17 protein-coding genes are annotated in these 24,182 nt (G+C 66.1%); 6 read left to right on the forward strand and 11 right to left on the reverse strand.

The genetic code is table 11. The annotated features are described in order from the left end of the window. Positions 1 to 4 precede the first annotated feature (4 nt). The 6 genes from F466_RS0103625 to F466_RS0103650 all read right to left on the reverse strand — a co-directional run bounded on the left by F466_RS0103625 (position 5) and on the right by F466_RS0103650 (position 6,095). Positions 5 to 571, reverse strand: coding sequence for a TlpA disulfide reductase family protein (locus F466_RS0103625; protein ID WP_018993467.1), 567 nt, complete (start codon positions 569 to 571; stop codon positions 5 to 7). After that, on the reverse strand, positions 568 to 2,922 hold the full coding sequence (dsbD, locus tag F466_RS0103630; protein ID WP_018993468.1) for a protein-disulfide reductase DsbD: 2,355 nt from the start codon (positions 2,920 to 2,922) through the stop codon (positions 568 to 570). The genes F466_RS0103625 and dsbD overlap by 4 nt, the downstream gene beginning before the upstream one ends. Continuing rightward, on the reverse strand, positions 2,910 to 3,257 hold the full coding sequence (gene cutA, locus F466_RS0103635) for a divalent-cation tolerance protein CutA (protein WP_018649195.1): 348 nt from the start codon (positions 3,255 to 3,257) through the stop codon (positions 2,910 to 2,912). Before cutA ends, dsbD begins: the two co-directional genes overlap by 13 nt. Before the next feature lie 13 nt (positions 3,258 to 3,270). Further along, the gene (locus F466_RS0103640; protein WP_018175264.1) at positions 3,271 to 4,134 is read right to left on the reverse strand and encodes an efflux RND transporter periplasmic adaptor subunit; all 864 of its coding nucleotides are present in this window, start codon (positions 4,132 to 4,134) and stop codon (positions 3,271 to 3,273) included. Between the two features lie 3 nt (positions 4,135 to 4,137). Then, positions 4,138 to 5,400 (reverse strand): TolC family protein, encoded by a 1,263-nt coding sequence (locus tag F466_RS0103645; RefSeq protein ID WP_018994559.1) that lies wholly within the window; start codon positions 5,398 to 5,400, stop codon positions 4,138 to 4,140. A gap of 140 nt (positions 5,401 to 5,540) precedes the next feature. Continuing rightward, positions 5,541 to 6,095 carry a thioredoxin family protein gene (locus F466_RS0103650; RefSeq protein WP_018139056.1) on the reverse strand — a complete coding sequence of 185 codons (555 nt, stop codon included), beginning with the start codon at positions 6,093 to 6,095 and terminating at the stop codon, positions 5,541 to 5,543. A 189-nt stretch (positions 6,096 to 6,284) separates the two neighbouring features. On the opposite strand from F466_RS0103650, the gene F466_RS0103655 reads away from it, so the two are divergent. The 5 genes from F466_RS0103655 to F466_RS0103675 all read left to right on the forward strand — a co-directional run bounded on the left by F466_RS0103655 (position 6,285) and on the right by F466_RS0103675 (position 10,650). Then, positions 6,285 to 6,770 carry an FxsA family protein gene (locus F466_RS0103655; RefSeq protein WP_018139057.1) on the forward strand — a complete coding sequence of 162 codons (486 nt, stop codon included), beginning with the start codon at positions 6,285 to 6,287 and terminating at the stop codon, positions 6,768 to 6,770. Between the two features lie 135 nt (positions 6,771 to 6,905). Beyond that, positions 6,906 to 7,196 (forward strand): co-chaperone GroES, encoded by a 291-nt coding sequence (gene groES, locus F466_RS0103660; protein WP_018139058.1) that lies wholly within the window; start codon positions 6,906 to 6,908, stop codon positions 7,194 to 7,196. A gap of 50 nt (positions 7,197 to 7,246) precedes the next feature. Continuing rightward, positions 7,247 to 8,905 carry a chaperonin GroEL gene (groL, locus tag F466_RS0103665; RefSeq protein WP_018649196.1) on the forward strand — a complete coding sequence of 553 codons (1,659 nt, stop codon included), beginning with the start codon at positions 7,247 to 7,249 and terminating at the stop codon, positions 8,903 to 8,905. A 412-nt stretch (positions 8,906 to 9,317) separates the two neighbouring features. Next, the gene (locus F466_RS0103670; RefSeq protein ID WP_018993115.1) at positions 9,318 to 9,959 is read left to right on the forward strand and encodes an OmpA family protein; all 642 of its coding nucleotides are present in this window, start codon (positions 9,318 to 9,320) and stop codon (positions 9,957 to 9,959) included. Between the two features lie 190 nt (positions 9,960 to 10,149). Next, positions 10,150 to 10,650 (forward strand): thioredoxin fold domain-containing protein, encoded by a 501-nt coding sequence (locus F466_RS0103675; protein WP_018139061.1) that lies wholly within the window; start codon positions 10,150 to 10,152, stop codon positions 10,648 to 10,650. 73 nt (positions 10,651 to 10,723) lie between these two features. Here the strand turns inward: F466_RS0103675 and F466_RS0103680 are convergent, their stop codons facing one another. The 5 genes from F466_RS0103680 to F466_RS0103700 all read right to left on the reverse strand — a co-directional run bounded on the left by F466_RS0103680 (position 10,724) and on the right by F466_RS0103700 (position 20,823). Continuing rightward, the gene (locus F466_RS0103680) at positions 10,724 to 14,872 is read right to left on the reverse strand and encodes a translocation/assembly module TamB domain-containing protein (protein ID WP_018993470.1); all 4,149 of its coding nucleotides are present in this window, start codon (positions 14,870 to 14,872) and stop codon (positions 10,724 to 10,726) included. Continuing rightward, positions 14,869 to 16,599: an autotransporter assembly complex family protein gene (locus tag F466_RS0103685; protein ID WP_018139063.1), complete on the reverse strand. Its 1,731-nt coding sequence runs from the start codon at positions 16,597 to 16,599 to the stop codon at positions 14,869 to 14,871. The genes F466_RS0103680 and F466_RS0103685 overlap by 4 nt, the downstream gene beginning before the upstream one ends. A 172-nt stretch (positions 16,600 to 16,771) precedes the next feature. Further along, positions 16,772 to 17,887 carry an ABC transporter ATP-binding protein gene (locus F466_RS0103690; protein WP_018139064.1) on the reverse strand — a complete coding sequence of 372 codons (1,116 nt, stop codon included), beginning with the start codon at positions 17,885 to 17,887 and terminating at the stop codon, positions 16,772 to 16,774. 1 nt (position 17,888) lies between these two features. Next, the gene (locus F466_RS0103695; RefSeq protein WP_051075324.1) at positions 17,889 to 19,658 is read right to left on the reverse strand and encodes an iron ABC transporter permease; all 1,770 of its coding nucleotides are present in this window, start codon (positions 19,656 to 19,658) and stop codon (positions 17,889 to 17,891) included. A gap of 127 nt (positions 19,659 to 19,785) precedes the next feature. Continuing rightward, complete coding sequence (locus tag F466_RS0103700) at positions 19,786 to 20,823, reverse strand: Fe(3+) ABC transporter substrate-binding protein (RefSeq protein ID WP_018993472.1); 1,038 nt, start codon at positions 20,821 to 20,823, stop codon at positions 19,786 to 19,788. A 418-nt stretch (positions 20,824 to 21,241) separates the two neighbouring features. Between F466_RS0103700 and glnE the strand changes: the two genes are divergently transcribed. Next, positions 21,242 to 24,169 carry a bifunctional [glutamate--ammonia ligase]-adenylyl-L-tyrosine phosphorylase/[glutamate--ammonia-ligase] adenylyltransferase gene (gene glnE / locus F466_RS0103705; RefSeq protein ID WP_018993473.1) on the forward strand — a complete coding sequence of 976 codons (2,928 nt, stop codon included), beginning with the start codon at positions 21,242 to 21,244 and terminating at the stop codon, positions 24,167 to 24,169. Positions 24,170 to 24,182 lie beyond the last annotated feature (13 nt).

Raw genomic sequence — 24,182 nt, forward strand, 5'->3', positions numbered from 1 at the left:
TTCCTTAGAGGTAGTCGTCCAGCCAGGCCTGCAGGTCTTCTTCCTCGACTTCGCCGCGATGGGTATCGCGGATGATGCCGTCACGGTCAATCAGCACCGTGTAGGGCAGTGCGCCGATCCGATTTCCGTACTTGCGACCGACTTCCACGGCCTCGTCCTGGCCGATCAGGATCGGGAATTCGATCCCGAAGTCGTCGACGAAGTGCTGGGTCGCGCTGAGTTCATCCACGGCGACCGCGACGATGGTGAAGCCATCATCGCGATGTTCTTCCCAGATCTCCTGGAACAGCGGCATCTCCTTCTTGCACGGCGGGCACCACGTGGCCCAGAAGTTCAGCACGATCAGGTCGCCATCCCATTCGCTCAACTGGCGGTCGTTACCGTCCAGATCCGGAAGGGTAAAGTCGATGCGGCGGTCGCCCTGGGCCTCTTCGGTGGCGGCCTCCGCGGCTTCCCCCCCATTCGCCTCGGCGGTATCCATTTCCGGCGTGGGGTCCTCGCAACCGGCCAGCAAGAAGGCGCTGGCGGCGGCAAGGGCGATCCAGCCAACTGTGTGCGAGCGATGCGTCATGGCGTCACCCCGAGCGCATTTTCTACATGGGCCAGGAAGCGGTCGGCGTTCAGGTAACCCACGTTGCGATAGTTGCGCAATTCGTTACCGTCGGAATCCCAGAAGATCATCGCGGGCGGCCCGAACAGGTTGAACTCGCGCATCAGACTGCGGTGCTCGGAGGTGTTGTCGGTCACATCCACCTTGAGCAGGTGCACGTCCGCCATCGCACTGATCACGCGCTGGTCCTGGAAGGTCGTTCTTTCCAGGCGCACACAGTCCACGCACCAGTCGGCATAGAAGTCCAGGAACACCGGCTGGTTGTTGTTCTGGGCCTGTTCCAGCTCGCGTTCCAGGTCATCGAGGCTGTCGATGTAGGTGAACTCCATCTCCGTGGGGCCGGAGCGTTCGCCACTGGCCGTCATCGTCGGCTGGTTGAGTGTGGCCAGCGGGCGGAAGACGTCCTTGCCGCCGGTGGCCGCGCCCAGCATCAGCAGGATGCCGTAGATCAGAAGGACTACACCCAGGCCCTTCCACAGCGTGTACCAGCCCGAACTTCCCTCCGGCAGGGTGCGCAGCGCGCCCATGTACACCGCCGTCACGATCAGCAGGATGGCCCACAGGAACATCGCCAGCTCGCCCGGGATCACCCGTTCGAGCAGCCAGATCCCGATCGCCAGCAGACCCACACCGAATACCGCCTTGATGGTGTCCATCCACGGGCCGGCCTTCGGCAGCAGGCGGCCGGCCGAGGTGCCGATCACCAGCAGCGGGGCACCCATGCCCATACTCAGGGAGAACAGGGCGATGCCGCCCAGGACGGCGTCACCGGTATGGCTGATGTAGAGCAGGGCGCCAATCAACGGCGCGGTCACGCACGGGCCGACGATCAGGGCCGACAGGAAGCCCATGATCCCGGCGCCCATGTAGGTGCCGCCTTCCTGGCGGTTGCTGATCTGCGACAGCTTGCTTTGCACGCTGGCCGGCATCTGTAGTTCGTAGAAGCCGAACATCGACATCGCCAGCGCAATGAAGATCGCCACGAACGTGCCAATGATCCAGGGGTTCTGGAAGGCCGCCTGCAGGTTGGCCCCGGCCAGCCCCGCGAATACCCCGGCGATGGTGTAGGTCAGTGCCATCGCCAGCACGAACACCAGCGAGATCAGGAACGCCTTGCGGGTGGTCAGGTTCTTCTGCCCGATGATGATATTCGACAGGATCGGGATCATCGGGAATACGCAGGGGGTGAACGTCAGCAGCAGCCCGAAGCCGAAGAAGGCCAGGGCCACCAGCCAGATCTGACCATCGGCCAGCTGGGCCGCGATGCGGTCCTGCTGGGTGACGGGGGCGGCCGCCTCGTCGTCCTCTTCCGGGGCGGCATCGGTGGTCTCGATCTCGTCCAGGGCTTCGTCGCCGGTCTCTGGCAGGGCGTCTTCGTCGGCCTCTGCGGCTAGGTCGGAGTCGAAGCTGACCGAGACCTCCTGGGTCAGCGGCGGGTAGCACACGCCCCCGTCCCAGCAGCCCTGGTAGTCAATCGCCAGGGTGATCTCGGAGACGTCGTCCGCGTCGCGCAGTATCGGGACCAGGATCTCGACCTGGTCGCGATAGATCTCGGTCTCGCCGAAGAACTCGTCCTCGTGACGTTCGCCCTCGGGCGGGTTGACCGGTCCCAGCTCGATCCCGTCGCCCTCGGCGATGCGCACGTCGAGCTGGTCGCGGTAGAGGTAGTAGTCCTCGGCGATTTCGAAACGCAGGATGACCGCATTCTGGCTGATGGCCTCGAGCGAGGCGGCGAAGGCCTCTTCCGGCTCGAGCAGGTCGTCGGCGGCACCCAGGTCGCCGGAGAGGTCGCCCATCTCGTCCAGGGCGCTGCGCTCCTCATCGACGGCTTCGTCTTCGGTCGCCTCTTCACCGTTCTCGCCCGGCAGGCCCGGGAGCTCCAGCGATACGGTCTGGAAGTGGGGCGGATAGCACACGCCGAGGTCGGCGCAACCCTGCGAGCGCGCGGTCAGTTCGATCTCGGTGCTTTCGGCCGCGAGGATCGGAAGCTCGATGCTGATCTCGTCGCGATAGGTCTCGACCTCGCCGAAGAACTCGTCGGTCTTCTTCTCGCCGTCGGGGATGTTCGGTTCGCCGAGCTCCAACCCTTCGCTCTCGGGTTCGAACTCGAACTGCTCGCGGTACATGTAGTAGCCGTCCGCGATCTCCCAGGTCAGGCGGATCGTGTCGGCGTCAATGGCCTCCGCGCTCAGGCTGAACGCATCATCCGGGTCCAGCAGATCGTCATCGAAGATGGCGTTCGCCAGGGCCGGGGTCAGCAGGAACGCGACCAGGAAGGTCGCCAGCCAGTTGCGCAGATTCAGGAGGTGCATTGCGTTATCCAGTTCAGGTAATCCGGGGACCCGTGCGTGATCGGCACGGCGATAATCTCCGGGGTCTCATACGGGTGATGTTCCGTCAGGTGGGCCTGCAACTCATCGCGGGCATCGACGGAGGTTTTGATCAGCAGTGTGACTTCGGAATCGGTCTCGATATTCCCTTCCCACACGTAAATTGAGCGTCCGGCCGGGAGGATGTGCACGCAGGCTGCCAGGCCGCGCTGGACCAGTTCACCCGCCAGGGTCTCGGCCTCGGTGGGGTCGTCCAGTGTGGTGAGTACCAGCCAGGCGCGCACGTTCGAGTTGTCGGGTTCCTTGTCCGGCATCATCGACTCTTGGGCATCAGGAGTTTGTGCGAAGTTCGATCCGGGCCGGCTGGCCAGGGCGCAGCACGGCATCGTCGCTCGGCGAGAATTCGGCCTCGATCCGATACCCCTGATCGTCGTCTTTGCCTACAAGTTCCCAGCCGATCCGGTCGATCGTGCCCGAAAACTCGTACTCGCCAACCGTAATCGTGACCTCCTGCCCCTCGCTGAGCGACTGAATACGCTCCGGTGCCACCAGGGCGCGGACCCGCATGGTGTCCCCGGCCCCCAGTACCGCCAGCACGGCCGGCGCCAGGGCGGGATTCACGAACTGGCCGGGGGAGACATCAATACGCGTGACGCGGCCGCTGGCCGGCGCGCGGACTGTGGCGTCGTCGCGATCGGCGCGCGCCCGGTCGCGCTGGGCGCGCGCCTCGGCCAGACGCGCGGCGACGGTGGCCTGCTGGATGCGTGCCAGTTCCACCTCGCGCAAGGCGATCAGGGTCTGGTCGTACAGGTCCTCCGCCTTTTCGACCTCGCGATTGGCCTCGTCCAGTTCCAGTTGCAGGCGCTCGATGGCGGCCTGCGCGGCACGCAGGTCCGCCTCGACCCTCCGCGTATCCAGGCGGAACAGGGCGGCGTCCTGGTCGACATGCTCGCCCGGGCGGACCTCGATCACCTCGATCTTGCCGGCCACCGGTGCTGTGATGCGGTAGGTCTGACCCCAGTCGAGCTGACCCTCAAGTGCGTCGCTGTCGTCGGTCGCCAACCCCGTGGAGGGCAGTACCAGCAGGGCGCAACAAGCGAGCGCCGAGAGCAGCAGTCGTCGGCCTGGGTTGCCCGGGATCAGGCGATCGATGGACATCGGGTGTTCTCCCTCGGGGCGCCCGCGGGCGCGCATTCGTTATTCCCGTTCTGCCATGGCCGTGCCGGCCAGGCGAAAGGGGCTCAGGTCGCTACGGCCGGTCAGCAGCGCGAGGCGCTCGTAGACCATAGCCAGTTCGAACTCGGTCTGGGCATTGAAATAAGCCGCCGCACTTTGCTGGACCATCGAGTCGCCGAGATCGGCCTGGTCCTCGATGTCGTACAGGTAGCGGGCGCGGTCGATATACAGCTGGCGATAATCCATGCGCCATTCGGCCTCGTCACGCTGCATCCGCAGGGCCTGGGCCTCGTGATAGAGCTCGCGCAGGCGGTTGCGGGCCTCGATCCGTGCCTGCCCCAGGTCCGCCTCCGCGCGCTGCCGGGCCGCGACCGCATGCCCGACTCGGCTGTCCTGGCGGCGCCCCTCGTACAACGGCACTTCCAGCACGAGCCCGGCGGCAAAGGGGTTGCGATCGCCGCCAAACTCGCGGTTCCAGTAGCCCGTCTCGGCCTCCGCATACAGGCGTGGGCGGCGCTGGGCGCGGGCCGCATCCACGCCGCGTGCGGCGGCCTCTACTTGCAGGCGCTCGGCGGCAAGGGTTGGATTGGCGCTGTCGAGTTCGGCCATCAGGTCGTCCAGGCCCGGGAGGTCCGGGAGATCCAGCGGCAGGGCGGGCGCCAGGACGGTGCGGATGCGCTCGCCGGGTCGGTTCAGGGCCTCGGCCAGCTCGTCGCGGGCTCGGCGCTGATTCTGCAGCGCGCGCTGGCGCTGCACGCGCAGGGTCTGGTACTCCGACTCCAGGCGAAAGACCTCGATATCCGAGACCTGTCCACGCTCGGCGCGTTCTTCCGCACGCTCCTTGCTGACGAATGCGGCTGCCATGGCCTCGGTGTCGCGGGCAAAACCGAGATCGGCGAGCAGGACGTTGAAGTACCGCTCCATGACCTGCAGCGAGTGCCGGGCGTGCGCCAGGATCTCCATCTCGCGGGCGGCCTCGAGGCGCTGGGTGCTGGCGGCCTCGCGCGCGTTTGACTGGCCGAAGTCGCTCAGCAGCTTGCGGGCGACGATGGTGGCCCGCGAGTCGTTGCGGCTCTGATCCGGGGCGAGGTCATTGGGCTCGATCCAGCGAGCCTCCAGCCGCGCATTCACCGTGACGTCGCGCCCGGCCTGGGTGCCGGCCAGTTCCTGTTCGGCGATCTCGCGTTCCGCCCGCGCCCGTCGGACCTGTGGGTGGAGGGCGTCGACCGCGGTCAGCGCGCTTTGCAGCCGCAACGGCTCGGGCAGTGGTTCGGGATCGATCACGCCATCTGCCGGAGTGTCCAGTGCGCCACCGGTGGCAGGCAAAAGCGCAACGCCGAGTGCGACGAGGCTGGCCAGAAGGGGCGTTACGATTCGACGCCGCGCTTGCCGGCGCGCCGCATGTGCTGGATGCATCGGGGTACCTATCGTCCAGCGCGTTCGCGACGGAAGCGGGTGAAATTCCCGTCTTCGTAATGCCCTTCGGCGACGAATTCGCCCAGCAGCAGGAATTCGTCGACATCCCGGGTAGCCCCGGTGAAGCGAGCAATGGGTTCGCCTTCCAGGTTGAAGAACTGGAATACCGGCGTTGCACGCACCCGAAAATCGCGGGTGGCGAAGTCCATCATCGTCTTGGTATCGCCCTCGAAGGTGACGACCTCAATCGAGCCTTCGACATCCACCGCGAAGATGCGGAAGCGGTCCTTGTAAAACTCCTGCACTTCCGGCTGATTCAGGACCTGATTCTTCATGCGGTGGCAGAACGGGCAGTCATCCATCTCGAAGAACAGCAGGATGCCTTTCTTGCCGGCCTCGCGGGCCTCTTCCAGTTCTTCCTGGAAGTCGCCGAAGGTCGGGTCGAAGAAGTGGTGGTTCGGATCGCGAGGGTCTTCCACGCCAGCGCTGCCCAATCCCGGGAGCAGCAGGAGCAAGGCCGCCAGCAGGGCGGGGAGCAGGGAAATGATGCGGCGCGGTCTCATGCGGCTGGGCTCCGGATTTCTGAAGACGTTCACAGTTAAGACGGGCCAGAGCGTCCCTCAATTCCCTCTCGGTTGCAAGGAAAAGAGAGCGAAGCGAGCGTTGGTGGCATGCCCCCTGAGAGGGCTGTTCGACAGCGGTTTGGGGGCGTGTTCCAATGTTCTGCTCTTCTTTTATGGAACCCGTTATTCATGCGCAGCCCCTTCCTCCCGTTGTTTGTTTTTCTCGGGTTGGTACTGCTCGAGATCTTCGGCTTTGCCTGGGTGGGCGACGCTGTCGGGGCGCTCGCCACGGTGGCGCTGGTGATCGCGACGGCCGCGGCGGGTCTGCTGCTGTTTCGTCTGCAGGGCTTCTACCACTGGCGCCGCTTGCAGCAGAGCCTGGCCCGCGGCGAGATGCCTGCGCGCGGGCTGGTCGAGGGCTGGCTGCTGATGTCGGCGGCGGTCCTGCTGCTGTTGCCCGGGTTTTTCACCGACGCGGCGGGCTTTGTGCTGCTGGTGCCGCCGCTGCGGCGCTGGGCGGCCGAGGGCATCCTGCGTCGGGGCATGATCCGGGCACGCACGAGTGGCTCGGGTCCGGCCGGGCCGGGCGGCCCGATCGAGGGGGAGTTCCGTCGCCACGACGCCGGTGACGAGTCCGCGCCCGATGATCGCCTGGACCACGACGACCGCCGCTGAGAATTCTCCTTCCCCGCGCCCTTGACTCGGCTTGGTGTGCCCCTATTATTAGCACTCGTTCGGGGTGGGTGCTAACAGGGCGCCTACCCGACATCCTCCAACCTGTTAAGAACATCGATATAAGGAGTTCGCACCATGAACCTGCGGCCTTTGCACGATCGCGTCATCGTGAAGCGTATGGAAGAAGAACGCACCAGCCCCGGCGGCATCGTGATCCCGGACTCGGCGGCCGAAAAGCCGATTCGCGGCGAAGTGGTTGCGGTCGGTAACGGCAAGATCCTGGAAAGCGGCGAAGTCCGCGCCCTGGACGTGAAGGCTGGCGACAAGGTGCTGTTCGGCAAGTACTCCGGCACCGAGGTCAAGGTCGAAGGCGAAGACGTCCTGGTGATGCGCGAAGACGACATCATGGCCGTGATCGAGGGCTAAGCCCCGCGGATCCGCCCCTATCCCCATTTTTTGCAGGAGTAGAACGAGACATGAGTGCTAAAGAAGTCCGTTTTGGTAACGACGCCCGCACCCGCATGGCCAAGGGCGTGAACACCCTGGCCAACGCCGTGAAGGTCACCCTGGGTCCCAAGGGCCGCAACGTGGTCCTGGACAAGGCCTTCGGCGCCCCGACTGTCACCAAGGACGGCGTGTCCGTGGCCAAGGAAATCGAACTGGATGACAAGTTCGAGAACATGGGCGCCCAGCTGGTCAAGGAAGTCTCCTCGCAGACCTCCGACGCCGCCGGTGACGGCACCACCACCGCGACCGTGCTGGCTCAGTCCATCGTCCGTGAAGGCATGAAGGCGGTCACCGCTGGCATGAACCCGATGGACCTGAAGCGCGGTATCGACAAGGCCGTGAAGTCCGCGACCCAGGAACTGAAGAAACTGTCCAAGCCGTGCACCGAGCACAAGGCGATCGCTCAGGTCGGCTCGATCTCCGCCAACTCCGACACCGCGATTGGCGAGATCATCGCCGATGCGATGGACAAGGTCGGCAAAGAAGGCGTGATCACCGTCGAGGAAGGCTCCTCGCTGGAGAACGAGCTGGATGTCGTGGAAGGTATGCAGTTCGACCGCGGCTACCTGTCGCCGTACTTCATCAACAACCAGCAGAACATGAGCGCCGAGCTGGACGACGCCTACATCCTCCTGTTCGACAAGAAGATCTCGAACATCCGTGATCTGCTGCCGATCCTGGAAGGTGTGGCCAAGTCCAACAAGCCGCTGCTGATCATCGCCGAGGACATCGAGGGCGAGGCTCTGGCCACGCTGGTGGTGAACTCCATGCGCGGCATCGTGAAGGTTGCCGCCGTGAAGGCCCCGGGCTTTGGCGACCGCCGCAAGGCCATGCTGCAGGACATCGCCGTGCTGACCGGCGGCCAGGTGATCTCCGAAGAGGTCGGCCTGTCGCTGGAGAAGACCACGGTGGAAGACCTGGGTCGTGCCAAGAAGGTGCAGGTGACCAAGGAAAACACCACGATCATCGACGGCATGGGTCAGAACAAGGACATCAAGGCCCGCGTCGACCAGATCCGTGCCCAGATCGAGGAAGCGACTTCCGACTACGACAAGGAAAAGCTGCAGGAACGCGTGGCCAAACTGGCCGGTGGTGTGGCGGTGATCAAGGTCGGTGCTGCCACCGAGGTCGAGATGAAAGAGAAGAAGGCCCGCGTCGAGGATGCCCTGCACGCCACGCGTGCGGCGGTTGAAGAAGGCGTGGTCCCCGGCGGTGGCGTGGCCCTGCTGCGTGCCTGTGCGGCGATCGCCAAGCTCAAGGGTGACAACGACGAGCAGACCGCCGGCGTGAACATCGCCCGTCGCGCGATGGAAGAGCCGCTGCGCCAGATCGTCTACAACACCGGCGAAGAGCCCTCCGTGATCCTGAACAAGGTCCTGGAAGGCAAGGGTAACTACGGCTATAACGCCGCGTCCGGCGAGTTCGGCGACATGATCGATATGGGCATCCTGGATCCGACCAAGGTGACCCGCTCGGCGCTGCAGAACGCCGCGTCCGTGGCCGCCCTGCTGATCACCACCGAGGCCATGGTGGCCGAGCTGCCGAAGAAGGACGACGGCGGTGCCGGTGGCGGCATGGACGACATGGGTGGTATGGGCGGTATGGGAGGCATGGGCGGCATGATGTAAGCCGCTCGGCCTTTTGTGACGCCAAGCAACAGGAGACCCCGCTGCGGCGGGGTCTTTTTGTCTGGATCGCGCCACCCTGTTCTTGTACATCGGAACCCACAAGTAATCTGTGTGTCCTTAAGGGAACAAGGTTCTAGGTAAGGTCGGCGTTTTGATGGGCAGGTAGTTGCCCTGATCAGACAGAAGAAGGGAGTCGCCTGATCACAGGCAGGTGTTTCCTTAATGTGACAACGTTGTGATGCCGATACAATTCTTGGCTGGAATGCGTGCAAAACCGGAAAGCATGTGCCACTATCAAGCTGCTGTAGAGGGCTTGGCGCTCGCTGCTCCAGATTCCGGTCGGGAGTCAACCGTTCGGCAACGCGCTTGTCTCTGATCAGTCGTCGTTTGTTTTTACAAGGAGGCTATGAACATGAATCACAAGCTGGTTAAGAATATTCTGGCCGCGTCCGTGGCCACGCTGCTGATCGGTACCGCGAGCCAGGCAGTGGCTCAGGAGCCGCCGGCGGCCAACGTCACCGACCGCAGCGGTAATGTCGTGATGGATCGCTCTGGCGAGTGCGTGCGCACCCGTTCCTGGGCACCGGAAAACGTCCGTCATTCCGAGTGCGCCGGTTACATCCAGGAAACCGCGGAGGCCCCCGAGCCGGATCCGGCCCCCGAGCCCGAGCCCGAGCCCGAGCCCGAGTTTGAAACCACCACGCTGAGCGCCCAGGCCCTGTTCGATTTTGACAGCGCCGAACTGCGTTCGGAAGGCCGCGATGCCCTGCGTGAACTGGCCCGCAGCCTGACCGCCGACGACGCCGAGTACAGCTCGGTGCTGGTCGAAGGTCACACCTGCACCATCGGCCCGGCCGACTACAACCAGGGCCTGTCCGAGCGTCGCGCCCAGTCCGTGGCCGACTTCCTGGCCAGCGAAGGTGTGCGTGAAGACGACATCCGTACCGTGGGCTACGGTGAGGACCGCCCGACCGCCGACAACTCCACCCGCGAAGGCCGCGAGGCCAACCGTCGCGTGGAAGTGACCTCCGACGTGCGTCAGCGCGCCGACTAAGGTCTCTATAGCTGTCGGTATCCGGCCATCGGTTCGTCCGATGGTCCGGGAATCAGGCCCCGCCTCGGCGGGGCCTTTTTTATGAAGGGTCTTGGAGCCCTGGTTATGTGGTTGCGGCGCGGGGGCGCGTTAAGTTCCGGTTAAGCCTTCCGTCCTAGACTAACTCCAAAACCGGAGGACCTTACTGATCATGAATCTGCATACGCTCAAGCTACACAAGGGCATCCGTCTGGTCGGCCTGACGATCGTCCTGATGCTCGGGGGCATGTTGCTGTCTGGCGCCGCCTCCGCGCATGGGATCGAGCGGGCCACGGATCTGCAGTCCCTGGTGCAGAACGGGGACGGCAAGCCGACCCTGATCATGTTCGCCTCCGACAGCTGTCCCTATTGTGATCGGGCGGAACACCAGCACCTGGGTCCGATGAGCGAGGATGCGAGCTACGAGGGTATCCACATTCGCAAGGTCATCCTCAACCGTGACGAGGTGCGCGACTTCGACGGCGAGGTGCGCCGCGGTCACGAGCTGGGCCGTGCCTACGGGGCGCGTGTGGTCCCGACCATCATGGCCTTTGACGCCGAGGGCAATCCGGTGGGCCAGCCGCTAGTCGGTATCCCCAACGAGCAGCTCTACCGCAGCCAGATCCGTCAGCGCATTCAGCAGGCTATCCGCCACAACGGGGAATCGAGCTAGATAGACGCACCAGAGGTCGGAACGCGCGAAGAAGCTGGAGCGATCCTGACAGGCCCCGGAGCCTGGTTCGGGCTTAGCGTTCGATCCGGTAGATCAGGTCTACAGTCTGCTCGGTGGTGCCGGAGGAGGTCTCCAGTGTCAGCCGCCGGCTGAGCTCGTAGCTCAGCAACACCCGCGAGGTATTGTCGAACAAGCCCACCGAGTAGCGCAGCAGCAGGCGCGGGGACAGATACAGCCCCAGGGTCAGGGCGCTCTCCTCGATACCGCCTTCAGTATCAATCGTAACCTCGTCCAGCCCCAGTTCCGTCCCGATCCGCTGGGTGATCAGCGCGCTTTGTTCGAGGCCGTAGGCCGCGGCCGCCGACGCGATCATGTTGCCGTCCGACTCCGACGCCCCCGAGAGTGGCCGTCCGGTCAGCAGGAAGGCCATGGCTTCGGTCTCGTCCATCGCGGGTTCCGAGAACACCCTCGAGCGCAGGTTGTCCGGGGTCCCGCCGATCTCGAGGCCCACCGTTACGTTGTACTCGCGTACCGTGCGCACGGCGCGCAGGTCCAGTTCCGGTGTTTCCGCAGGCCCCTGGAACAGCAGGATGCCGCGGTCGACTCGCAGATCCTGTCCGTAGGCATTGAAGCGCCCCTCGGGGATGCGAATCTCCCCGAACAGCTGGGTGGGGCGCCCGGCAATCTCCTCGACATCCACCTCGCCGGCAAAGCGGGCAGTAAGCCCGTGGCCGTCAAAGCGCACGTCGTCACCCAGGCGTATACGGATGCGGATATCCGTCTTCAGCGCCTGCGCCTCTTCCAGTTCCTCACCCAGGATGATCTCGTCTCCGGAGACGCGGATCGCGCCCGGGGGCAGGTCCGGCGGACGGATCCGTGCCCAGGGCAGCAGCACCTCCCCGCGCACGCGGATGCCATCCTCGGGGGTGAACACCAGCTCCAGGTCCGGTGTGATCGTCGCCTCGGCGTCCACCCGATTCACGGCGAGGAAGTCTTCTCCACGCAGCTGCATCTCGGCACGTGGTCCATCGTCCCCCAGGTCCACGCGACCCGCGAGGTCGATGGCGCCATCGCCTGACTCCAGCCGCCCGTCCAGGGTCATCTCCTCGGCGGAGACGACATTGGCGTTGACCTCGGGGATCAGGATGTCGATCCCGGCATCCGGGATCAGCACACCCCCGTCGCTAAAGCGCACAGCGCCCTCGACCAGCGGGGCATCCAGGCGTCCGCCGAAGGTCAGCCGGGCATCGAGCACGCCGCGAAGGCGCTGAATGTCGGGGCTTGCCGCCGCAATCCAGGACAGATCATCGAGGCGGGCCTCGAAATCGCCATCGATGCGCGTATCGTCGCCGTCGGGACGTAGTTCGAGTGTCGCCCGTGCGATACCGCCATCGAGAAAGCCGAGTCGAAAATCGACATCCACGTCGCGGTCGCGTACCCGCGCATCGAGATGGACATCCCGGTAGGGCACATCCTGCAACTCGCCATCCTCGTCGCGCACCATCAGGCGCCCATCCGTCGGGCGTACGGCCAGATCCGCGTCGATGCGCCCCTGCCCATCCAGGCGGCCGCTGGCCTCGGCATTGATCTGCCCCTCGATGCCCAGTTCAGGCGGCAACAGGGGCTCCAGCCAGCCAAGCTCCAGGTTCTCCAGGAGTGCACTGAAGTCTCCGCCTGTCGCCTCCTGCCAGCGACCTTCGGCGCAGATGCGCCCGCCTTCCCGGGCCAGGCACAGACGCTCGAGGTCTGCGGACTCCGGGCCGCCTTCCAGGCCGACCGGGGACGGCAACGACCAGTCGCCCGCCTGGGGTTGCGTCAGGTCCAGGCGGGTCAGCCGGCCGCTCCAGTGCGTGGCGTCGAGGTCGAAGCCCCCCGCCATCGCCAGTGCCAGCGTACCCAGTTCCCGGCCATCCACGTCCAGATCCAGGCGATGGTCGTCGACGGTCCCCGAGGCCCTCAGGTGCACGTCGGCCAGGTGGATCCCGGTGGCCGGTTCCAGGTCCTCCAGCCGCAGGTCCAGCCGGGCGGGGGTGTCTTCCGCGAGCCCGGCCTCGGCGTTCAGCTGCAGCCGCGCCAGCGCGATATCCCCCAGCCGGAGGCCGGCACCGTCGCCTTCGGCCGCTACCTGTGGCGCCTCGGGAGACCCGGTGACGTGCGCATCCAGGTTCAGTTGTCCCGCAAGGTCGGGCCATAGCTGCTGCAGTTCCGGGGCATCTACCCGCAGGCGGAAATCCAGCACCTCGGTCCAGCGGCCCTGTGCGCTCAGGGTGTTGGCGCCGAGCGCCAGCTCCAGTTGTTCGACCGTCAGGGCATCGCCTTCCAGCTCGGCTCGGCCGCGCCCTTCGACCGGCTGCTCGCGCAGGGTGCCGGTCAGGCGCTCCAGTTCGGCCTGCAGATGCAGTACGCCGTCCTCGGCCTGCCCGCCGCGGGTGCTGAGTGTCAGGTCGAGGCGGCCGGGTGCCTCGGGTGTGATGATGGCCGGGTCCAATGCCTCGGCCTGCAGTGCGAGGTCCCAGTCGAGACCCTCGGCCCAGCCCACGTCTCCCGCCAGATCCAGGCGCCCGCCGTCGTCCATCGCCAGGCGCAGGCGATCGATCCGGGCGCCGCTCTCGGTCAGGTCCACGCGCCCGTCGCCGGTCACGCCAATGCCATGACTTTCAGCCCGCAGGGGGTCCAGGCGCAGCTGGGCCTGGAGCTGTCCCGAGGCGGGGGTATAGCGGCCGGACACGGCGATGCGCAGCTGATCCAGGTGACCTTCCAACTCTTCCTGCAGGCGCGCGAGATCCGGTGCGGTCAGTGCCAGATCCATTTCGAGATCCAGCGCGTGCCCCGGATCGGACAGGTCCCCGCCCAGCCCCGCGACCTGTCCACTGAGGGCGGCCGTCAGGGCGTCTTCGTCGACCTTGAGTTCGCTCTCGCGCAGGCGGGCCGTACCGTCCGCGAGCGTCAGGCCCAGCTGTCCGGTCAGGGCGTGGTCCTCGAAGTGGCCTCGCAGCTCGTCGATGTCGATCGCGGCTTCCAGGGCCGCGAGCGGTATCTGTTCGCTGTCCAGCGGGAGGCGGCCCCGCAGGGTGGCCCGCAGGCGTTCCAGGCCGGCGTCCATTTCCAGACCCAGGGGGGCGGGGTCGAGGTCGTCGAGCGCCAGTTGCAGGTCCCAGTCGAGGACCTCGTCGAAGCGGATGGGTCCGGCGAGCGCCAGGCGTCCGGCCTCGGAATCCAGCCTCAGTGACTCGATCTCGGCCATGGACAAATCACCATGGGCCTGTAGCACGAGTTCGACTGCCGGCATGTCGTCCAGCCGGGCGCCGCCATCCAGGCCCAGCGACCAGTCGTCGGGCTCGCCGGAGGCATGGAGCCGTCCCATGGCGAGATGCGCGGTCTGGTCCGGGGCGAGACGGTAGGCGAACGGGGTCCAGGTGGCCTCGATGTCGAAGCGCGGGTCCTCCAGCACATTGACCACCTCGGCCTGCAGGGTCAGATCCATGCCGGCGCTCAGGGCGTGATGCAGCCGCAGGCGCTCACGCAGGTGTCCGTCCAGCTCCAGCCGCCCCTGTGCCTCGTTGGTGTCGAGGCCTTCGGCCACGGCGTCCGGCAGGGGCGCGGTCCAGGTGCCCTCGGCGTTCACCGCGTAGCCACCTTCAGTCTCGACCCGCGCCTGTAATCGTGCCTGGATCTCCGGCATGTCCAGGTCGAGGTGCTGGAGTTCGATCAGGGCGCCGCTGGCGCGGGCCTGGGCCGCGATCTGCGTGATGGTGACCAGCGGCTCGCCTTCGCGGTAGACCCGCAGGTCGCTCAGCAGGACATCCTCCAGCTGCACGGCCAATGGGAGGCGGATCGCATCGGGTAGTTCGAAGGGCTCTTCGTCGTCATCGATCGCCTCGGGTGGCAGGTCGATCAGCAGCCCGGTCGCATGTACAACCGGGATCCGCAGCTCACCGCGCAGGCCGGCGCGGGCGTCGATGCCCAGGCGGCCCTCGTCCAGTTCGATGCGGGGGCCGTCCGGCAGGGACAGGTAGAGACCGTGGATTGCGAGCTCGGTGAACAGCGTGCCCTCCACGCGTTCGATGCGCAGATCCACTGGGGCGTGCTGCTCGGCCTGTTCGACCAGCCAGCGCGTGCCGCTCTCGGAGGCGAGCAGGGCGACCAAACTCCCGATCACCAGGACCAGGAGCAGCAGGACCCCGCCGATCAGCCACAGCAGTGTCTTGCCCAGGCGCCTCACAGGTCCGGCCCCATGGAGAAGTGGATGCGGAAGTCGTCATCGGAATCCGGGCCGTGGGCGATGTCGACGCGGATCGGTCCCACGGGCGAACGCCAGCGCACGCCCACGCCGACGCCGTAGACCGGGTCGAACTCGGTCCATTCGTTGACGACGTTGCCTGCATCCACAAAGGCGGCGGCGCTCCAGTTGCCGCGAACCGGGATGTCGTACTCCAGGCTGCCGACCACCTTGTGGCGCCCGCCGATCACGTCGCCGTCCTCGTTGGTCGGGCCGACCTTCTGGTAGCCGTAGCCGCGGATGCTGGCGTCCCCGCCGGCGAAAAAGCGCAGGGAACTGGGTAGTTCGTGGACCGAATCCACCTCGGTGAATCCGGCATCGGCGCGGGCCAGGACCCGTCCCGGGCCGATGGCGCGTACGACTTTGCCGCTGGCCAGCACCTGAGCGAACGAGGTGCTGGATAGCAGCTCTTCCTGGGCCCCCTGCACGGTGATGTCGAAGCGGTAGCCGCGGCGTGGGGTCATCGGGTCGTCCGCCTCCATGCGGCCGATGCGGTAAGACGGGATCAGCAGGCGGCTGCGATCCGTCTCTTCGCCGACGGTGTAGTCCTCGTACTCGTAGCGCAGGCCCTCGGTGGTTTGCCAGCCGCCGGTTCGCTGCAGCACGCGGTTGGCCCCGATCTGGAAGCGGTCCGACTGCTGGGAATCGGTGTCCTCGGTGCGGTAGGTCGTGAACAGGTTCAGCTGCTCGCGCAGCGGGTCACGCAGCGGGATCGCGTAGTTGAAGCCCACACCGGAGCGTACCGGGGAGGCCTCCAGCTCCGCGTGATAGCGGTGACCGCGCTTGTTGGCATAGCGGTTCTCGAAACGAAAGCGCAGGCGCGGGCCGATATCGGTGGAGTAGCCGATGCCGGCCTCGTAGCTGTGCCGCCGACGAGGCTCGAACTCGGCCACGATCGGGACGTGGCGGTCCTCGGCCTCGTCACGCAGGGGGCGTACCCGTACGCCGGAAAAGTACCCCGAGTCATTCAGGTTTCGCTGCAGCGCGATGATCTGCGAGGAGCTGTAGGGGTCGCCCTCCTCGAAAGGGATCATGCGCTCGACGAACTCTGGCGCCAGGATGTCCTGGTCCAGCGTGACCCGGCCGATGCGGTATCGCTCCCCGGTGTCCATGTGCAGGCGGATGGTCGCGGTGCGGTTTTCGCGGTCGACCTCCAGGCGGCGGGTGTGCAGGTCCGCGTCGAAATAGCCGCGATCCGCCGCAATCCGCGTCATGCGATTGCGCAGGGTGTCGTAGCGGTCATGGCGCAGGACATCGCCTTCCTGGATGTCGGTCTGGCTGAGTACGGCCTCGAACGCGAGATCGCCGACCCCCTCGCCGGTGACCTGGATGTCGACGGTTTCCACTGTGGTCGGAGGGCCGGGATCGAACGTCAGGTGCAGGTCCCAGCAGCCGTCGTTGTCGCGTTCCAGACTCAGGTCCAGTTCGGCATCGTAGTGGCCGACGGCGCGCAGGGCATTGCGGGCTCGCTCCTCCATATCGCGTAGCAGGCGGCGCTCGCGAAAGCCGGGCAGGTCGCAGGGCTGACGCGCCAGGTTGAGGCTGTTGCGAATGTTCTCGCGCTGGAGCTCCGTGCCGCCCTCCAGCACCAGGCCCGGTACCGGGCCATTGTCCTCGTCGGCCGCCAGGGGGAATGCCAGCAGCGCCAGCAGAATCCCGATCCATCTCATCCGCCGAACCGCATGCGCATGCAGCAGGGAAAATGGATGCGGGCGAGGAAGAAGGGTCATGGATCGATGATAGCGGGAAGCCGCAGGGCTTTGGGAAAAGGGGGCGCCCCTATCAGTGTCTTGCCGCGGACGTGAGTTCCCGACAAGGATCACGTCAGTGTCTCCCCTGGGTTCAGACGCTCGGGCAGTCCACTCCGCTCCCGCGCGAGAACACCACCAGATGGGTGAAGTCAAGGCGCAGGCGAACATGCTCGCCGATCACGAAGTTGTCGTGGCTGGGTGCGATGCACAGCACGCTGATCCCGTCGGGGAGCCTCAGGGTGTAGAGGAAGTCAGCCCCGCGGAAGGCCTTGTCCAGGATCTCGGTTTGCACCGTGCCCTGTTCGTTGTCGATGGCGATATCGTCCGGGCGTACCAGCACGTCCACCGCAGTGCCCGGCGGGAGCTGCTCGGACATCGAACCCTGGATCTCGCCAAAGGCCGTGTCGACCTGGTCCTCGGTGCATACCATGCCGGGGATCAGTGTGCCCTCGCCGACAAAGTCCGCGACAAAGCGGTCGGCTGGGCGGTGGTACAGGTTGTAGGCGGTATCCCATTGCGCAATGCGGCCCTGGTGGATCACCGCGATGCGGTCAGCAAAGGCGAAGGCCTCGTGCTGGTCATGGGTCACCAGGATCGCGGTGGTGTGCTCCGCACGCAGGATGCGCCGCACCTCGCGGGCCAGGTCACCGCGCAGCTCCACGTCCATGCTGGAGAAGGGCTCGTCCAGCAGCAGGAGCGCGGGTTTCGGCGCCAGGGCGCGCGCCAGTGCGATGCGCTGCTGCTGGCCGCCGGACAGGGCGTGCGGATAGGACTCGCCGTATCCGGACAGGCCGACGAGCTTCAGCAGTGTCTGAACGCGATCGGTACGTGCATCGCGGCTCCAGTCGCGGATACCGAAGGCGATGTTGTCGGCGACGCTCAGGTGCGGAAACAGCGCGAAATCCTGGAACACCATGCCGACGCCACGGCGCTCCGGGGGCACCGTGTGTCCGGGCTCGCTGACGGCCCGCCCGCCCAGATGAATGGCCCCGCGCATCACCGGTTCGAAGCCCGCAATCGCGCGCAGCAGGGTGGTCTTGCCGCAGCCGGAGGGGCCCAGCAGGCAGCCGATCTGCCCCTCGGGCAGGGCCAGCGAGACCCCGTGCACCACAGCCTTGCCGTCATAGCCGATGTCGATGCCATCCAGTTCCAGCAGTGGCGTATGGGTGACCTGGATGGCGGCGTTGGAAGTAGCGGCTTGTGTCATGTCAGGTCGTACCGGCGGGCATGGGGAGCGGTTTCTGTGGCGCGTCGGCCTCGGTGTCCGGGCGCTGGTCGGGTGCGCCCTGACCGGGTCGCGAGCGACCGATGGTCATCGACAGCAGGATAACGGGAACCAGCCCGACCAGCACGATGGCCAGCGCGGCACTGGAGGATTCCGCCAGCCGTTCGTCGCCGGCCAGCTCGAAGGCGCGCACCGCGAGGGTGTTGAAATCGAACGGGCGCAGGATCAGCGTCGCGGGCAGCTCCTTGAGTACATCGACAAAGACCAGCAACAGCGCCGTCAGCAGGGTGCCGCGCATGATCGGCAGGTGTACGCGGGTCAGGGTCTGCAGGGGGCGCATGCCGAGCGAACGGGCGGCGTCGTCCATGCTCGGCTGGATCTTGCCCAGCCCCGCCTCCACGGTCTGCAGCGAGACCGCGAGAAAGCGCACCGCGTAGGCGAACAGCAGGGCGAACACGGTGCCGGACAGCAGCAGCCCGGTCGACAGCCCGAAGGTGTCGCGCATGAAGCCGTCCAAGGCGTTGTCGAAGGCGGCGAACGGGATCATCACGCCAATCGCGATCACCGTGCCGGGGATCGCGTAGCCCATGCCCGCCACGCGCACGGCGAGGTTGGTAAAGGTCCCGCCTTGCATGCGCTTGGCGTAGGCCAGCACCAGGGCCAGGACTACTGCGATCACGGCCGCGGCCACCGCCAGCCAGAAGGTGTTGAACACCAGCTCGGCGAAGCGGGCGTTCATCCAGTGGTCGGTGGTTTGTGCCGCCCAGATCGTGAGCTGGGCAGCGGGCAGCAGGAACCCAAGCACCACCGGCAGCAGGCAGGCGGTGAACGCCGCCGCGGCCTTCCAGCCCTGCAGGCGATAGCGCGGCAGGGTGGAGTAGCGGCGGCTGGTGTGATGGAAGCGGGCCTTTGCGCGCGACCAGCGCTCCAGCACGATGAGTATGAAAACGAAAGTCAGCAGCACCGCCGAGAGCTGCGCGGCGGCGGCCGGGTCGCCCAGCCCGTACCAGGTGCGGAACACGCCGGTGGTAAAGGTGCTGATGCCGAAGTAGGCGACCGTACCGTAGTCCGCGAGCACCTCCATCAGCGCAAGCGTCAGCCCGGCGATAATCGCCGGACGGGCCAGCGGCAGGGCCACGCGACGAAATCCGCCGAATGGCCCCTGACCGAGCGTGCGCGAGACCTCCAGCACACAGACCGATTGTTCGAGAAAGGCCGCGCGACTGAGCAGGTACACATACGGATAGAGCACCAGCATCAGCATGACCATCGCCCCGCCGAGCGAGCGGATCTCGGGGAAGAAGTACTCCCCGTAGCCCAGCCCGGTCAGGTCGCGGATCAGGCTCTGCACCGGCCCGGAGAAGTCCAGCATGCCGGTATAGGTGTAGGCGATGATATAGGCCGGCATCGCCAGCGGCAGCATCAGCGCCCACTGAAAGATGCTGCGTCCGGGGAACTCGCACATGCTCACCAGCCAGGCGACCGGGACGCCGATCAGCAGCACTCCGATGCCGACGCCGACCAGCAGGGCCAGGGAGTTGGTGACGTAATCGGCCAGTACCGTCTGGCGCAGGTGTTCCCAGACCTCGCCCGCGGGGATGAATATATGCCCGAAGATCACCAGCACCGGCAGCGCGAGCACCAGCGCCACCGTGATCGCCACGACCGACCACAGACTGAACGACAGTCGCGGCCGGCCCCGGGAAATGGTTCGCGTAGCGGGCAGGGCTGGGTTGGAGGGCTGGGCGCTCATGGAGTGCGAATAATAAAGGTTCTTGTTTCGAATACCACCAAGACCGCTTCCCCATTAAAGGCTTCGCAGAAACAGCAAGCCCCCGGACGGAGCCGGGGGCTTGCGAAACGCGTGGGCCCGAAGGGCATCAGCGCCAGCGTACGCGGTCCATGATTCGCACTGCCTCGCTGTTGTTGTCGCCCAGCAGGTGCAGCTCGATGTCGTCGGACTTGAACTCGCCAAAGCCCTGCAGGATCTCGCTGGCCGGCACATCATCCCGGATCGGGTACTCCTGGTTGGCCTCGGCGTACCACTGTTGCGCCTCCTGCGAGGTCAGAAACTCGATCAGGCGGATGGCGTTGTCGCGGTTCGGGGCATGTGCCGTTACGCCCGCACCACTGATGTTCACGTGTGTGCCGCGGTCGTCCTGGTTGGGCCAGAAGACGCCGATCTGTTCGGCGACATCGCGGTCGCTGCCGTCGCCGTCGAGCATCAGCCCCAGGTAGTAGGTGTTGGCGATGGCAACATCACAGACCCCGTCGGCCACTGCGCGAATCTGGTCCCGGTCGCCGCCCTGCGGTCGGCGCGCCATGTTGTTCACGATGCCGGCGGCCCAGGCCTCGGCGGCCTCCGCGCCCTCGGTCGCGATCATCGCGGCCACCAACGACTGGTTGTAGACGTTGTCGGACGAGCGGATGCAGATACGACCTTCCCATTGCTCGTCGGTCAGGGCCTCGTAGGTGGACAGGTCATCCGGATCGACCCGGTCCTTGTGATAGAGGATTGGGCGCGCGCGCAGCGACAGGCCGTACCACTCGCCTTCGGGATCGCGATAGCGCTCGGGGATGTTCTCGGCCAGCGTGTCGGATTCCACAGCCTGCAGCACACCCGCCTGCTGGGCGTGGTGCAGGCGCCCGGCGTCCACGGTGATCAGCACGTCCGCGGGCGAGTTGCGCCCTTCGTGGCGCAGGCGTTGCAGCAGGCTGTCCGCGCTGCCGGTGACCAGGTTCACCTTGATCCCGGTCTCCTCGGTGAACTGCTCGAGCAGGGGCTGGATCAGATTCTCCTGCCGCGCCGAGTAGAGGTTCACTTCATCTTCGTCGGCCGGGCTGCAGCCGACCAGGGGCATGGAGACGGCCACGGCCGCGGCGGCCATCACCAGCCAGGAAAGGGGGCGAAACGGCATACTGAATCTTCCATTGATCAAATTAGACGAGAACGATTGTTATTTGTGTTCTCATCCTTGTCAACGATTTTCTGCTGCCGGAGCGGGATTTTGAGCCGCGCGGAAGAGAGGGTATGCACGGCGGTGGGCGTTTCCTAAGGGAAACACTGATCAATTTACACACTCGCGCTCGAGTCGCTTTTGCGTGCGAACAAGGCGCGGTGACCGCCGTGCAGTCATTCTGCACAAGGGAGCCGCAACGCCGTGTGCGCGCAAAAGCGGCCGAGCCCCTTCGGGGTTGGCACCCCAGGTTCCCCGATCCTGCGTGGCGGCCCTTGCCGGTAGAACCACTACCGGCTGCGCACCGCGCCTTGTATCGGAAAACCTGGGGTACCAACGCGAGTGTGTAAATTGATCAGTGTTTCCCTAAGCTTGGCCCATGGACAAGCCCCTGCCCGATACCCCCGAAGCCCTGCCCCCCTTCCTGGACGAGGAGGTCGAGCACCTATTACAGGACCTTGGCGAAAAGGCCGACTGGCCCGGCAGCCTGTCGGGTCAGTCGGCCAGCCCGCTGGCCTTCAGCCATTACCTCGCCCAGACGGTGGGTCGGCATCCGGACTATCTGCTCGACACCCTGGATGACAAGGGGCGGGTGCCCGCGCGGGATGACGACGCCTTTGCCGCGATGCTGCGCGCCGCGCTGGAGAAGGCCGAGGGCGAGGGGCCGCTGAAGCACGCGCTGCGGGAGGTGCGCCATCGCGAGATGATCCGCATCGCCTGGCGGGACCTGGAAGGGCGCGCGGACCTGGACGAGGTCATGCATGACCTCAGTCGTCTTGCCCAGGGCCTGATCCAGGGCGCGCTGGACTGGCTCGACCGCCACTACCAGGGTCGCCACGGGCAGCCGCGTGGGGCCGACGGCGCACCTCAGTCGCTGGTCGTGCTGGGGCTCGGGAAGCTCGGTGGTGGTGAGCTGAATTTTTCCTCTGATATCGACCTGATCTTCGCCTACGCCCAGTCCGGCGAGACTGATGGCGAGCGGGTCCTGGATAACGGTGCGTACTTTCAGAAGCTGGGGCGTGCCCTGATCGCGGCGCTGTCCGAGGTGACCGCCGACGGTTTTTGCTATCGCGTGGACATGCGCCTGCGCCCGTTCGGCGACTCGGGCCCGCTGGTAATGCACTTCGATGCGATGGAGGACTATTACCAGGCGCATGGCCGCGAGTGGGAGCGCTACGCCCTGATCAAGGCGCGTCCGCTGGCGGGCGATGCGGCCGCGGGGGATGCGCTGATGAAGCGTCTGCGCCCGTTCATCTACCGCCGCTATCTGGACTACGGCACGCTCGCGAACCTGCGCGAACTCAAGCAGATGATCAACGACGAGTCCGCCCGGCGCGGGCGCTACGAGGACGTCAAGCATGGCGAGGGCGGGATCCGCGAGATCGAGTTCATCGCCCAGTCGTTCCAGCTGATTCGCGGCGGGCGCGACCAGGCCCTCCAACGGCGAGACCTGCTGGGCGTGATGGAGGTGCTGCGAGCGCGCGACCTGCTGCCGGGCTACGCGGTCGACCAACTGGAGCGCAGTTATCGCTTTCTGCGCCGGGTCGAAAACCGCCTGCAGATGCTCAACGATCAGCAGACCCACCGTCTGCCGCGCTCTGCCGGCGACCGGACCCGCCTGGCCCTGTCGCTGGGATTCGACAGCGAGGTGACCTTCGAGGCGGCGCTGGTGCGCGAGCAGCGCCGGGTGCATGCGCACTTCGAACAGGTGTTTACCGCCCCGCAGCGCGACGATGCCGAGTCCATGGACAGCTCGCCCGAGGCGGACCGCGAACAGCAGTTGCATCGCCTGTGGCAGGGCTCGCTGGACGACGACGTGGCGCGCGAGGCCCTGTCCTCCCTCGGCTTCGATGACCCCGGAGCGGCCCTGGAGGGGCTCGTGGATTTGCGCGAGAGCCCCGGCGTGCGCGCGATGAGCACCACGGGACGCCAACGGCTGGATCGTCTGATGCCGCTGCTGATCGGGGCCCTGGCCGAGATGGATGCCCCGGACGCAGTGCTGCCCCGCGCCCTTCAGATGGTACGTACCATCGCCCGCCGCTCGGTGTATCTGTCGCTGCTGGTCGAGAATCCGCTGGCGCTGTCGCAGCTGGTCAAGCTGGTCGCGGCCAGCCCCTGGATCAGCGAGCAGCTGACGCGCTTCCCCGTCCTGCTGGACGAGTTGCTCGACCCGCGTGCCCTGTATGCCCCGCCGGACCGGGACGGGATGCGCGAGGAACTGGAGGCGGAGCTCGCGCAGTTCCCGGGTGAGGACCACGAGCAGATGCTGGACCGCCTGCGCCAGTTCAAGCAGGTGCAGACGCTGCGCGTGGCGGCGGCCGACATCATGGGCTTTCTGCCGTTGATGAAGGTCTCCGACCACCTGACCTGGCTGGCGGAGGTGATGCTCGAGCGGGTGCTCAAGCTCGCCTGGGACAAGCTGGTCGAGCGTCACGGCGCGCCGCGCTGCGGCGAGGGCGACGACCTGCGCCCGGCGCGCTTCGCGGTGATCGGCTACGGCAAGCTGGGCGGCTTCGAGCTCGGATATGGCTCCGATCTGGACGTCGTATTCCTGCATGATTCCGAGGGCGAGGACGCGCAGACCGCCGGGCCGAAGGTGATCGACAACACCGAGTTCTTTGCCCGGGTCGCGCAGCGCGTGGTCCATCTGCTGGGGGCCTTTACCGCGGCCGGCAGGCTGTACGAGGTGGATACGCGGCTGCGCCCGAGCGGCACCTCCGGTCTGCTGGTCAGCGGGCTGCAGGCCTTCCGGCGTTATCAGGACGAATCCGCCTGGACCTGGGAGCATCAGGCACTGGTGCGCGCCCGCTTCGTCGCCGGTGATCCTGAGCTGGGCAAGCGGTTCGATGCCCTGCGCCGCGAGGTGCTGACCCGCGAACGCGACACCGATGCCCTGCGGGCGGAGGTCGTCGAGATGCGCCAGCGCATGCTGGCCGAGCACGCCTCGAAAAAGGGCCAGGGCTTCCATCTCAAGCGCGATCGGGGCGGTATCACTGATATCGAATTCATGGTTCAATACTGGGTTTTGGTATCCGCCCACGACCATCCCGCCGTCTGCAACTGGCCGGACAAGATCCGCACGCTGGAGACCCTCGGGCGCGAGGGCGTGATCGGCGAGGACCTGAGCGAGGTGCTGGCGGATGCCTATCGGGATTTGCGCAACCGCATCCATCGCCTGACGCTGGCGGGCCGGGAGGCCCGGGTCGAGGAGCCGGACGACGAGCTGCTGGCGGTGCGCGACCGCATAATCGAAACCTGGAATGACCTGTTCGGCGCGCCGGATCCGGTCGCCAACAAGAACGCCTAGAGGGATACAAGAC

Source organism: Thioalkalivibrio sp. ALgr1 (genome assembly GCF_000378285.1).
Taxonomy (GTDB): Bacteria; Pseudomonadota; Gammaproteobacteria; order Ectothiorhodospirales; family Ectothiorhodospiraceae; genus Thioalkalivibrio.